The 12,071-nt window shown below is 69.0% G+C and carries 14 protein-coding genes; 10 read left to right on the top strand and 4 right to left on the bottom strand.

Annotated features, from left to right (window positions below):
* Positions 1–34 precede the first annotated feature (34 nt).
* The 6 genes from ACSQ2G_RS16610 to ACSQ2G_RS16585 are packed head-to-tail and all read left to right on the top strand — an operon-like array spanning position 35 to position 4,689.
* Entirely contained in the window at positions 35–547 is a 513-nt protein-coding gene (locus ACSQ2G_RS16610) for a DinB family protein (protein WP_436032709.1), read from the top strand.
* A gap of 5 nt (positions 548–552) precedes the next feature.
* On the top strand, positions 553–1,014 hold the full coding sequence (locus ACSQ2G_RS16605; RefSeq protein ID WP_436032707.1) for an SRPBCC family protein: 462 nt from the start codon (positions 553–555) through the stop codon (positions 1,012–1,014).
* Positions 1,015–1,019: 5 nt separating this feature from the next.
* Positions 1,020–1,481 carry an iron-sulfur cluster assembly scaffold protein gene (locus ACSQ2G_RS16600; protein WP_436032705.1) on the top strand — a complete coding sequence of 154 codons (462 nt, stop codon included), beginning with the start codon at positions 1,020–1,022 and terminating at the stop codon, positions 1,479–1,481.
* A gap of 54 nt (positions 1,482–1,535) precedes the next feature.
* A complete protein-coding gene (gene yidD / locus ACSQ2G_RS16595; protein ID WP_436032703.1) occupies positions 1,536–1,790 on the top strand; it encodes a membrane protein insertion efficiency factor YidD in 255 nt (84 codons plus the stop codon).
* The gene (gene thrS, locus ACSQ2G_RS16590; RefSeq protein ID WP_436032701.1) at positions 1,787–3,763 is read left to right on the top strand and encodes a threonine--tRNA ligase; all 1,977 of its coding nucleotides are present in this window, start codon (positions 1,787–1,789) and stop codon (positions 3,761–3,763) included. Before yidD ends, thrS begins: the two co-directional genes overlap by 4 nt.
* Complete coding sequence (locus ACSQ2G_RS16585; protein WP_436032699.1) at positions 3,763–4,689, top strand: glycosyltransferase family 2 protein; 927 nt, start codon at positions 3,763–3,765, stop codon at positions 4,687–4,689. Before thrS ends, ACSQ2G_RS16585 begins: the two co-directional genes overlap by 1 nt.
* A 53-nt stretch (positions 4,690–4,742) precedes the next feature.
* Here ACSQ2G_RS16585 and ACSQ2G_RS16580 read toward each other — a convergent pair whose 3' ends face one another.
* Positions 4,743–5,642, bottom strand: a complete 900-nt coding sequence (locus ACSQ2G_RS16580) for a hydroxymethylglutaryl-CoA lyase (protein WP_436032697.1) — start codon at positions 5,640–5,642, stop codon at positions 4,743–4,745.
* Complete coding sequence (locus ACSQ2G_RS16575; RefSeq protein WP_436032901.1) at positions 5,639–7,363, bottom strand: ArnT family glycosyltransferase; 1,725 nt, start codon at positions 7,361–7,363, stop codon at positions 5,639–5,641. The genes ACSQ2G_RS16580 and ACSQ2G_RS16575 overlap by 4 nt, the downstream gene beginning before the upstream one ends.
* 55 nt (positions 7,364–7,418) lie before the next feature.
* On the opposite strand from ACSQ2G_RS16575, the gene ACSQ2G_RS16570 reads away from it, so the two are divergent.
* From ACSQ2G_RS16570 to ACSQ2G_RS16555, 4 genes are all read left to right on the top strand, one after another.
* A complete protein-coding gene (locus ACSQ2G_RS16570) occupies positions 7,419–8,150 on the top strand; it encodes a glycosyltransferase family 2 protein (RefSeq protein ID WP_436032695.1) in 732 nt (243 codons plus the stop codon).
* Positions 8,151–8,357: 207 nt separating this feature from the next.
* Positions 8,358–8,783, top strand: a complete 426-nt coding sequence (locus ACSQ2G_RS16565) for a hypothetical protein (RefSeq protein ID WP_436032693.1) — start codon at positions 8,358–8,360, stop codon at positions 8,781–8,783.
* A gap of 162 nt (positions 8,784–8,945) precedes the next feature.
* Positions 8,946–10,235: an acetyl-CoA C-acyltransferase gene (locus ACSQ2G_RS16560; protein WP_436032691.1), complete on the top strand. Its 1,290-nt coding sequence runs from the start codon at positions 8,946–8,948 to the stop codon at positions 10,233–10,235.
* A gap of 297 nt (positions 10,236–10,532) precedes the next feature.
* Positions 10,533–10,856, top strand: a complete 324-nt coding sequence (locus tag ACSQ2G_RS16555; protein ID WP_436032689.1) for a DNA-binding protein — start codon at positions 10,533–10,535, stop codon at positions 10,854–10,856.
* Here ACSQ2G_RS16555 and ACSQ2G_RS16550 read toward each other — a convergent pair.
* Both ACSQ2G_RS16550 and phaR read right to left on the bottom strand, forming a co-directional pair.
* Positions 10,853–11,182 carry a hypothetical protein gene (locus ACSQ2G_RS16550; protein WP_436032687.1) on the bottom strand — a complete coding sequence of 110 codons (330 nt, stop codon included), beginning with the start codon at positions 11,180–11,182 and terminating at the stop codon, positions 10,853–10,855. The two genes, ACSQ2G_RS16555 and ACSQ2G_RS16550, sit on opposite strands and share 4 nt — an antisense overlap.
* Positions 11,183–11,300: 118 nt before the next feature.
* Positions 11,301–11,981 (bottom strand): polyhydroxyalkanoate synthesis repressor PhaR, encoded by a 681-nt coding sequence (gene phaR / locus ACSQ2G_RS16545; protein WP_436032686.1) that lies wholly within the window; start codon positions 11,979–11,981, stop codon positions 11,301–11,303.
* Positions 11,982–12,071 lie beyond the last annotated feature (90 nt).

Genomic DNA, 12,071 nt, shown 5'->3' with positions numbered 1-12,071 from the left:
ACTCATAATTCGCCGGGATGAGCGGAGTTTCTAGATGCACGCCCTTTTCCAGATGTTCGCCGGCTACAACGCCTGGGCCAACCACCGCGTCCACGCGGCCTGCGCCCTGCTGGACGAGGCGGACTACAAGGCCGAGCGCGGGGCGTTCTTCGGCTCGATCCACGGCGCGCTGAACCATCTGATCGTCACCGACCGCATGTGGCTGGCGCGGCTGCGGGGCGAGGCCCTGCCGCCGCACGCCCTGGACGCGGTGATCTTCGACGACCTGGCGACCCTGCGCGAGGCGCGGGTCCACGAGGACGCGGCCCTGTCGGACCACGTCGCCACCCTGACCGACGCGCAGCTGGCCGGCGCGTTCCGCTGGACGCGGATGGCCGACGGCGCGACGGTGACCCAGCCGCTGTGGGCCGCCCTGGCCCATGTCTTCAACCACCAGACCCACCATCGCGGCCAGGTCCATGGCCTGCTCAGCCAGGCCGGGATCGACCCGCCGTCCCTCGACCTGCCGGTCTTCCAGAAGGCGAGCGGGCTCGGGTTCATCGAGTAGAAGACATGCAACGCGCCGTAGAATACCGTACCGGGGTGCTGGCCCCCGCCGAGATCGTCTGGGAGGTGGTCTCCGACTTCGCCGCCTGGAAGGACTGGAACCCGGTCCATCCGCGCATGGAAGGCGAGCTGCGCATCGGCACCCCGCTGCGCTTCGACCTGGTGATCGGCGAGGAGTCGGTCACGGCGATCGAGGCGGTGGTCCAGGACTGGGTGCCCTACGAGCAGCTGCACTGGCGCACCAAGCGGCTGAAGGGCTTCGTCACCGCCATCCGTTACCTGGAGATCGAGAAGATGAGCGACATCGGCTCGACCTTCTCGAACGGCGAGCTGTTCATGGGGCCGCTGGTCCGCTTCGTCAGCCGCGACGAGCGGCGGCGCCTGAGGGCCGCCTTCACCCGGATGGGCGAAGCGGTGAAGGCGCGGGCCGAGCTCCTCTGGTCGCAGCGCCAGAACACCCCCACATAACCGGCATGATCGACGACCTCTATTCGGCCCGCATCCTCACCCTGGTGGCCAACATGCCCCGGGCTGGGCGGTTGGCCGCGCCGGACGCCAGCGCCGAGAAGACCGCCAAGCTGTGCGGCAGCCGGATCGTCGTCGACGTGACGGTGCAGGACGGCAAGGTCGCCGACTTCGCCCAGGACGTGGCCGCCTGCGCCCTGGGCCAGGCCTCGGCCGCGATCCTCGGCGCCCAGGTGGTCGGGGCCGACCTTGCCGAGATCGAGTTGGCCCGCGACGCCTTGCGCGCTATGCTGAAGTCAGGCGGCCCGCCTCCCCAGGGCCGATTTGCGGAGCTCGCCGTGCTGGAGCCGGTCAAGGACTATCCCGCCCGTCACGCCTCGACGCTTTTGGCGTTCGAGGCCACGGTCGAGGCTGTCCGCCAGGCCACAGCGGCGACCCAATCCCGAACTAGCCGCGTCGGCGCCGCTTGATCGGAACTTTTCGCTAGTCGATAAGGTCCCGACTCCGTTCGCGAAAGCGCCGGCATGACACTCTACGAACGCACCGTCGACCTGGGCCTGCGGGCCTACAAGACGACGCTCTCGCCCTTCATCGGGCGTCAGTGCCGCTATTTGCCGACCTGCTCGGAATACGCGGCCCAGGCGCTCAAGGATCATGGACCCCTGAAGGGGTCCTGGCTCGCGGTGGGACGGATTTGCCGATGCAATCCGTTAGGCGGCTCCGGGTACGACCCGCCGCCTCCGCCCCGCGCGCCGCGCAAGTGGAAATGTGAAGAATGATCGACCTGATTTTCCCCGACGGCTCGGCCCGCCAGTATCCTGACGGGGCGAGCGGCCGCGACGTGGCCGCCTCGATCTCCAAGTCGCTGGAGAAGAAGGCCCTGCTGATCAAGCTGGACGGCCAGCTGCTGGACCTGGATCGTCCGTTGACGCCCGACCTGCTGGGCGGCGGCAACAAGTTCGAGATCATCACGCGCGAGGCCCCCGAGGCGCTCGACACCATCCGCCACGACACGGCCCACGTGCTGGCCGAGGCCGTGCAGGAGCTGTTCCCCGGCACCCAGGTGACGATCGGCCCCAATGTCGAGGACGGCTTCTACTACGACTTCGCCCGCGACGAGCCGTTCAGCCTGGATGACCTGGCGGTGATCGAAAAGCGCATGCGCGAGATCGTCGACCGCGACGAGAAGATCACGCGCGAGGAGGTCGACCGCGACGCGGCCATCGCCGACTTCGAGGCCATGGGCGAAAGCTACAAGGCCCAGATCATCCGCGACCTGCCGGCCAGCGACACGATCACGGTCTATCACCAGGGCAAGTGGAAGGACCTGTGCCGCGGTCCCCACCTGCCGTCGACCAAGCATGTCGGCAAGGCCTTCAAGCTGACCAAGCTGGCCGGCGCCTACTGGCGCGGCGACCAGAACAACGCCCAGCTGCAGCGCATCTACGGCACGGCCTGGGCCAGCGAGGCCGATCTGGAGGCGCACCTCAAGCGCATCGAGGAGGCCGAGAAGCGCGACCACCGCAAGCTGGGCAAGACCATGGACCTCTTCCACATCCAGGAAGAGGGCAAGGGCATGGTGTTCTGGCACCCCAAGGGCTGGACGCTGTACCTGGCGCTGGAGGCCTATATGCGCCGCCGCCTGGACGCGGCCGGCTATCGCGAGGTCAAGACGCCGCAGATCCTCGACAAGAGCCTGTGGGAGCGTTCGGGCCACGCCGAGAAGTTCGGCCACGCCATGTTCATGTGCGAGAGCGCCGAGGGCGAGGTCCTGGCGGTCAAGCCGATGAACTGCCCCGGCCACATCCAGATCTTCAACGTCGGCCAGAAGAGCTATCGCGAGCTGCCGCTGCGCATGGCCGAGTTCGGCGCCTGCCACCGCTACGAGCCGTCCGGCGCCATGCACGGCATCATGCGGGTGCGGGCCTTCACCCAGGACGACGCCCACATCTTCTGCCGCGAAGAGCAGGTCACGGAGGAATCCGCCCGCTTCATCGAACTGTTGCGCAGCGTCTATAGCGACCTCGGCATGCATCTGGCCGACACCAAGTTCTCGACGCGTCCGGAGCTTCGCGCGGGCACGGACGAGGTCTGGGACAAGGCCGAGGCGGCGCTGTCGGCGGCCGCCGAGGCGGCGGGCGAGACCCTGGTCCTGCAGGAGGGCGAAGGCGCCTTCTACGGCCCCAAGCTGGAATTCTCGCTGAAGGACGCCATCGGCCGGGTCTGGCAGTGCGGCACGCTGCAGCTGGACTTCGTGCTGCCCGAGCGCCTGGACGCCGAATACGTGGCCGAGGACGGCTCCAAGCAGCGGCCGGTCATGCTGCACCGGGCGATCCTGGGCTCGTTCGAGCGCTTCATCGGCATTCTGCTGGAAAACTACGCCGGCCATCTGCCGCTCTGGCTGGCGCCGACCCAGGTCGTGGTGGCCACGATCACGTCGGACGCCGACGACTACGCCCAACGCGTGGCCGACCGATTGACTTCCCTGGGCGTTCGCGCAGAGGTCGATTTCAGGAACGAGAAGATCAACTACAAGATTCGCGAACACAGTCTCGCGAAGGTGCCGGTGATTGCTGTGGTCGGACGCAAGGAAGCCGAGAACGGAGAAGTCGCCCTGCGCCGCCTCGGCGGCGAGGGGCAGAGGGTGCTGTCTCTGGAGGACGCCGTGCGCGCCCTGACCGAGGAAGCCACCCCGCCGGACCTCGCCCGTGACCGCGTCGCGGCGGCGCCTGTGGAGTTGGCGCGGGCCTGATGAACAGTATTCTTCCCTCGCATTCGACCTTCGTCACGGGCGCGCGGCCGATCCGGCCGCGCGTCTCGGTGGTCATGGTGGTCTACCAAACGGGAGAAGCCCTGATCAAAAGCATCGAGCACGTGCTGGCCGAGCCGCGGGTCGACGAGTTCGTGATCATCGACAACGGCTCGCCGCCCGCGGAGGCCGAACGGCTGCGCGCCCTTGGACGCGCCGAGGCGCGGGTCGTGCTGCAGCAGGGGCACGGCAATGTCGGCTTCGCGCGCGGCGCCAACATGGGGGCCGAGACCGCGCGGGGCGAATACATCGTCTTCCTCAATCCCGACGCCAACCTGCAAGACGGCTGCATCGAAGCCCTGGTCTCGGCCTTCGAGAACCAGCCGGTTCCCACCGTGGTCGGGGCGCGGGTGATGAACACCGACGGCACCGAGCAGCGCGGCGGCCGCCGCGGCGAGGTCACGCCTGTCACCACCCTGCTCAGCTTCGGCCACCTGACATCGGTGTTCAAAAGCCTGGCCAAGTTCGAGATCCACCGCGAGGACGAGACCCTGCCCGAGGCGCCCGTGCCGATGCCGACCATCTCCGGCGCCTGCTTCGCCCTGCGCCGCGCGGATTTCGAACTGCTGGGCGGCTTCGACGAGGGCTATTTCCTGCATGTCGAGGACATCGACCTGTGCTGGCGCGCGCGCCAGGCCGGCGGCCAGGTGCTGTTCCAGCCGGCCGCCGAGGTCATCCACCTGGGCCACACCAGCCTGGAGCACCCGCTGAAGGTCGAGTTCCACAAGGGCGTGGGCCTGTCGCGCTACTTCATCAAGCGGGCCGACACCGTCCAGCGCTACGTGATCGCCGTGCTGCTGGCCCCGGCCATCCTGCTGATGAGCGTCTCGCGGCCGATGATCTGGAAGATCACGGGGCGGCCGATCTAGGGTTTTCGGCTGGGGACAGGCGCATGCGCCTGTCCCCGATCGCGGGATCGGGTCTAGCCCGGAAACCCGCCCGCCCGCGCCAGCGAAGACGCCGGAGCCTTGCCCAGCCGTTCGCTGATCTGGCGGCCGATCTCGATCAGGGCCGACAGGTCATAGCCGGTCTCGAATCCGGCCCGCTCCAGCATGTAGACCAGGTCCTCGGTGCCGATGTTGCCGGTGGCGTTCGGGGCGAACGGGCAGCCGCCCAGGCCGCCGACCGAGGCGTCCAGCACGTCGACCCCGGCCTCGACGCTGGCATAGGCGTTGGCCAGGCCGGTGTTGCGGGTGTCGTGGAAGTGCAGGCGCAGGCGGACGTCCGGGGCGGCGGCGCGCACGGCCTCGATCCGCCGGCGGACGGTCCACGGATCGGCGACCCCGATGGTGTCGGCGATGGCGATCTCGGCCACGCCCATCGACGCGGCCTCGCGGGCGATGGCCACGACCTGGTCTTCGGAGACTTCTCCATCGAACGGGCAGCCGAAGGCCACCGAGATCGTGGCGGTGATCGGCGGGCCGCCTTCCACCGCCTGGCGCTCGACGATGGCGGCCAGGGCGTCGACCTGCTGGGCGGCGGTCGCGCCCTGGTTGGCCAGGCCGAAGCCGTCGGTGGCGCAGACCACCACATTGGCCTCGTCGCACTGGGCGGCCACGCAGCGCTCCCAGCCGCGCATGTTCAGCACCAGGCCGATCCGCGAGCGCTCCAGGTCCGGGGTCAGCGCGGCCTGGATCTCCTCTGCCCCGGCCATCTGCGGCACGCGGTTGGAATTGACGAACGACACGGTCTCGATGCGCCGGGCGCCGGCGGCCTCCAGCCGGCGGATCAGGTCCAGCTTCTCATCGACCGGCAGGGACAGCTTCTCGTTCTGCAGCCCGTCGCGCGGGCCGACCTCGACGATCTGGATGAAGCGGCTCATGGGCGGGCCTCCGCTTGGGTTTCGGCGGTCTCTTCGCCGGCCTCGTCCGCCTCGTCGCCGGGCTGGATCGGCGCGCCGCGATAGAGCGTCAGGCGCTCCTTGTCGCCGTCGGAATAGTCGAAGCCGTCGACCACCCCGGCCGGCCGGGCGGCCTGGCCCAGGGCGGCGAGGGCGGCGCGGAAGGCCTTGTCCTGGCGGCCCTCGACCACGGCGGGACGGCCCTGGGCGACCGCCTGGGCCGCGCCGACCGGGTCGGTCAGCTCGGTGGTGGTGCCCAGCAGGAAGATCATGCTGGGCTCGGAATAGCCGGTGACCGCCACGGGGCCGGGGGCCCCGCCGCGAGGCGCGAGGTCGGCCTGTTCCAGGGCCTTCTCCAGGCGCGGCGAGAGCAGCAGCGGCTCGAGCCGCGGGACCAGCAGGCCGACCAGGGCCGCGTGGGCGGCGATCCCCAGCGCTCCGGCCGTGACCAGGGCGATGGCGGCGGTCCGGCGCATCAGCAGGAAAGCGCCGACCACGCCGGCGGCCGCGAACAGCAGGGCGGTCAGGACGGTCGCCGGCAGGTCGGACGGATCGCCGTACTCGACCTGCAGGTAGACGGCCCCGGCGCCGAAGATCAGTCCGGCCAGGGCCGAAAGGATCGCGCCGATCAGGCGGGGAATCCGAGGCAAGGGCGCCCGTAGCGAGGCGGCCATCAGCATGGCCAGGGCCGGCACGGCGGGCAGGGTGTAGTGGACCAGCTTGGTCGGCAGCAGTTCGAACACCAGCCAGGTCGGGATCAGCCAGCACAGGGCGAAACGCACGCCCGCCTCCTTGCGGCCGGTCCAGCCCAGCATGACACCGGACGGCAGCAGCAGGCTGACCGGGAACACCAGCAGGAAGGCCGCCAGGGCGTAAACCCCGAACGGCGCGCCGTGGCTTTCCTGGCCGCCGGCCAGCTTTGGGGCCAGGTCGCTGCCCACGGCGGTCGACCAGAACGCCCCGTCGGTGGCCACGGTGATCATCATCGCCCAGGGCAGGACGATGGCCGCCGCCAGGGTCAGGCCCCAGCCCCAGCCCAGGTCCTTGATCCACGGCGCCTTGCGGTCCCAGATCCACAGGGCCGCGACGCTGAGCGCCACCACCATCAGCCCGACCGGACCCTTGATCAGCACGCTCATGGCCAGGCCGATCCAGAAGGCCAGCTTGGTCCAACGATGAACCTTCCCGCCGGCAAGATGCGCCGCGTAGATCCGGGCCACGGCCGCCATGGCCAGGGTGGTGAAGCCGCACAGGGCCGCGTCGGTCTTGGCGATGAACGCCTCGGTCGACAGCAGGATCGTCGCGCCCAGGATGCCGCCGGCAAGCAGGCCGGTTTTCGGACCCAGCAGGGCCGAAGCGCCCCAGGCGCAGGCCGCCGCGGCCAGCATGGCGCCCAGCAGCGACGGGATGCGATAGGCCCAGATCCCGCGGTCCTCGGCGGCCGAGAAGGCGGTGACGCTGGCCGCCTGCAGCCAGTGGATGCCGACCGGCTTCTTGAAGCGTGGCTGGTCCTGGAACTTGATCACGACCATGTCGTCGGTTTCCAGCATCTGGGCGGTGGCCTGGGCGAAGCGCGATTCGTCGCGGTCCAGCGGCGGCATGGCGAACAGGCCGGGCAGGCCGGCGACCAAGGCCACCAGGGCCGCGAACAGCGGACCGCGCCAGCCGCGGCTCCAGTCATCCAGGCGAGATTCAAGCGTCATCATGGTGGAATAGCACGATCCTTCTTTTAGGCTATTTTTGCGCTATGAGAGGGCGATGAACGCTAGCGCCCTTCCCGACTATTCCGTCGTCGTGCCCGTCTTCGACGAGGGCGGGGCGGCTCCCGCCCTGGCGCGCGAGATCGCGGCCGCCTTCGCGGGCGAGAACCACGAGATCATCTTCATCGACGACGCCAGCCGCGACGACACCAAGGCCCTGCTGGTCGCCCTGAAGGCCGAGATCCCGCAGTTGCGGGTGCTGAGCCACCGCAAGAACTCGGGCCAGAGCCGCGCCGTGCGCAGCGGCGTGCTGGCCGCCCGCGCCCCGATCGTCGTCACCCTGGACGGCGACGGCCAGAACGACCCGGCCGACGCGCCGCGCCTGGCCAAGGCCCTCAAGGCGGCGCCGGCCGAGCTGGCCCTGGTGGGCGGCGAGCGGGTCAAGCGCCAGGACAGTTCGGCCAAGCGCTTCGCCTCGAAGTTCGGCAACGGCGTGCGCAAGCGCCTGTTGCGGGACACCGCCAACGACACCGGTTGCGGGCTCAAGGCCTTCCGCCGCGAGGCCTTCCTGCGGCTGCCCTATTTCGATCACATCCACCGCTACATCCCGGCCCTGATGCTGCGCGAGGGCTATCAGGTGGCGTTCCAGCCGGTGAACCATCGCCACCGCGAGAGCGGGGTGTCGAAATACACCAATTTCGGCCGGCTCAAGGCCTCGGTGTCCGACCTGCTGGGCGTGATGTGGCTGCAGACCCGGGCCCGCAACCCGCAGGGCGTGGACGAGGTCTGAACTCGGTGCGTCCTTCGGGGCGCGCTCAGGAGCGCGCACCTCAGGATGAGGAAATCCAGCACGGAGCTCCTCATCCTGAGGCGCCCGCGCAGCGGGCCTCGAAGGACGCACCGCCGCGCCGTCCAACTTGCCAACGGCCGCCTTTCGGGAAGCCGCGAAACCCGTTAAGCCTGACCTTCTGGGCCGGTCTTCGGGGGAGAGCCAACCATGTTCGCCGCTTTGCCGCTGCTGGTCCTGCCGGTGCTGGTCTACAACCTGGTCGTCCTGACCTTCGCGGGCGGTTTCGCCGCCAACGCCGCCCAGTACCGCCTGGCCGAGCAGCTGTTCACCATCCGCATGACCTCCAAGGCCGACTGGGCCGTCAGCCTGGGCGACCTGCTGATCGCCGCGGCCCTGGTGGTGCTGTTCGTCGAGCTGCTGAAGTCGACGACCAGCCGCAGGATCGCGATCGTCAACCACTCGCTGTCGATGGTGCTGTTCATCGGCTGCCTGGTCGAGTTCCTGCTGTTCCCGGCCTTCGGCACCTCGGTATTCTTCCTGCTGACCATGATGGTGCTGCTGGACGTGCTGGCCGGCTTCATCGTCACCATCGTCTCGGCCCGCCGCGACGTGGATTTCGGCGACGCGCGCTAGGCGCAGCCGGGGACATGCCCTTGGGCGTGTCCCCACCAAGATCGGCGCGTCGGAAGGGGACAAGCCGAAAGGGCATGTCCCCGGCCAGCACCAATTTCGACAAGACCCTTGCCGCCAAGCCGCGTCATGCTGACATCCGAGGTTTCCCGAAGGATCACGACCATGGCGTCCAAACCCGACATCTGGCTGGCGGCCGGTCTTCGCACCCCCTTCGCCAAGGTCGACGGTCCACTGAAGGCTTATGACGCCATCGCCCTGTCGGTCCCGGTGGTGCAAGCCATGCTCGCCCAACTCTCCCAGAAAGAAGGGGGCGCTAGGCCCGACTTCGCGATCTGGGGCACGGTGATCCCCAACCTGACCTGGAGCAATATCGCCCGCGAGGTGCTGCTGGACGCCGGGGCCGACCCGACCATCCCGGCCTTCTCGACGATCATGGCCTGCTCGACCAGCATGATCGGCGTGATCGAGGCGGCCGGCATGATCGACGGGCGCGGCCGCGACCTGGCCCTGGTCGGCGGGGTCGAGAGCATGAGCAAGGTCCAGGTCGGGGCCAGCATCGCCTTCTCCGACTGGCTCAAGGGCTTCCAGGCCGCGAAGACGTTCGGCCAGAAGCTGGCGCACCTGGGCAAACTGAAGGCCAGCGACCTGAAACTGTGGATCCCCAAGGTCGCCAACCGCACCACGGGCCTGTCGATGGGCGAGCACACCGAGATCACGGCGAAAGAATGGAAGCTCTCGCGGGCCGACCAGGACCAGATCGCCTTCGAAAGCCACCAGCACGGGGTGGCCGCCTGGGAGGCCGGCTTCTTCGACGACCTGGTGATCCCGGTCGGCGATCTCAAGCGCGATGCGATCCCCCGCAAGGACTCGACGCTGGAGAAGCTGGCCAAGCTGGGTCCCGCCTTCGACAAGACCAGCGGCCAGGGCACGCTGACGGCCGGCAATTCCTCGCCCCTGACCGACGGCGCCGCCGCGATCTGGGTGGCGTCCGAGGCGGGCCTGGCCCGCCTGCCCGCGACCACGCCGCGCGTGAAGGTGGTCGACTACGAGGTCACCTCGATCGACCTGCGCCACGAGGGCCTGCTGATGGCCCCGGCCTATGGCGTGCCGCGCCTGCTGGCCCGCAACGGCCTGAAATACGCCGACGTCGGCCTGTGGGAGATCCACGAGGCCTTCGCCGCCCAGGTGCTGTCGCACATCGCCGCCTGGGAGGACGAGACCTTCCGCAGGACCAAGGCGGGGGTCGAGGCCGACCTGGGCCCGTTCCCGCGCGAGCGGATGAACCCCACCGGCGGCAGCCTGGCGCTCGGCCACCCGTTCGGGGCGACCGGCGCGCGGATCCTCAGCCAGGCGGTCAAGGAACTGGCCACCCGGCCCAAGGGCGAGAAGGCGATCGTCAGCATCTGCGCCGACGGCGGCCAGGGCACGATGATGCTGCTGGAGAGCGCGTAAAGCATCGCGCGGAAAAGTGGACGCCGGTTTTCCGCAAAAGCGATGCGAAAACAAAAGTCTAGAGCAAGGTGCGCGATTCCTATATCGCGCGGCTTGCTCTAGGCGCGGACGGGGACAGGCGCATGCGCCTGTCCCCAAGCATGGCGCTAGGTCAGGGCCGTGAAGATCAGGGTCACGACGGCGATGTCGAAGAAGCGGGTGACGACGCTGAGCAGCATGATGGGTCTCGGGGGTCTGAACGCCCTCGCCACCAAGCAAGACTGGCGCCAACGCCGGCTCCTGCGCTAGCCTTCGCCCATGGCGTTGTTCTTCGACCAGTCCTGGTACGACGCGCGGCTGGCCGAGCGGGGGCTGTCGCGGACGGTGCTGGCCGCCGTCGCCGGCATGACCGGCGAGGAGTTGGCCCTGGCCTACAAGGACCAGCGCGAGCTGACCGCCGCCCAGATCGCCGCCTTCGCCGAGCTTTTGGGTGTGCCGCTGGCCGAAGCCGCGCGCCGGGCGGGGGTCGGCGCCCACGCGGGGCCTTCGCCGATCGACGCGCCGTCGCTGGATCAGAAGGTGGCGATGCTGGAGGGGCGGGTCGCCGCGCTCGAGGCCGAGATCGCCCGCTTGAGACGCTAGATTTCGGTCTTCTTGATCAGGCCGGCCTTGGGACGGCGGTCGGCCGGGCCGGAATATTCCGTGCCGAGGTAGGTCGAGCGCGCCGCGTCGAGCACTTCCTGCCCACCGCGCAGGCCGCGCTTCTGGCCGCTCTGGCCCATCAGGTGGGCGGCGAAGGTCGCGAAGGCGCCGCGGCGAGGCGGCGGCGGGGCGGCGGCCGGCTGCTCGTCGCGCACAAAGGTCACGTCTTCCTCGCCGTCCGTTTCGGGACGGTCGGCGTCGCGGGGCGCGGGCAGCGCCCGGCGGGCGGCCGCGGCGCGGCGGATGGGATCGATCGGGCCGTTCATGGTGAAGAGTTGTGGCCGATGACGGTTAAGGCCGGGTCAGCCGGCGTGGTTAAGGGATCGTGGATCCGGCTGGGGACAGGCGCATGCGCCTGTCCCCAATCGTTCTCCCAATCGTTCTCTACGGCTTGGTCGCCAGCTTCTCGATCTGCTGCTGCATGGCTTCCAGCTGGCGCTTGAGGTCGGCCAGGGAGTCCTCGCTGGGCACGGACGGCGGGGCGGCGGCCGGGGGCGGCGGCTCGGCCGGGGCGGGCGCGGCGGCGTCGTCGGACCGGGCGTAGGCGAACGGCGAGAACATCTTCATCGCCCGGTCGAACAGCGCCATGTTCTGGCGGATCTGCTCTTCGTAGACCCCGATGCCCGGCATGCCCTTGGTCCCGCCCACGCCCGGCGTCAGGCCCGCGAACTGGGTGCGCATGCGCTCCTGCTGCTTGGTGAAGCTTTCCAGCGACATCTCCAGGTAGCTGGGCAGGAAGGCCTGCATGGAGTTGCCGTAGAAGCCGATCAGCTGGCGCAGGAACTGGATCGGCAGCAGGTTCTGGCCGCCGCCGCGGTTCTCTTCCTCGAAGATGATCTGGGTCAGCACCGAGCGGGTGATGTCGTCGTTGGTCTTGGCGTCGTAGACCACGAAGTCGACCCCCTCCTTCACCATGTCCGACAGGTGATCGAGGGTGACGTAGGAAGAAGACGCGGTGTTGTAGAGACGACGGTTGGCGTACTTCTTGATGACGACCTTGTGGCCGGCGCCCTTCTCTCCGGCCTTGGCCGAAGGCGTTTCGCCGTTTTCGTTGTTCTCGGACATTTCATTCCCTAGGACAGCGTTATCTCCGCCTTTTCGCATCGCACTATCGCGGATGCAAAGGCATGGCGCCAGTACCGGCGGCGCTTGGAC

The organism is Caulobacter sp. LjRoot300, from assembly GCF_964253875.1.
In the GTDB taxonomy this organism is placed as follows: domain Bacteria; phylum Pseudomonadota; class Alphaproteobacteria; order Caulobacterales; family Caulobacteraceae; genus Caulobacter.
Note: the sequence above shows the minus strand (reverse complement) of the source record. Positions and strands in the feature narration are given on the sequence as shown.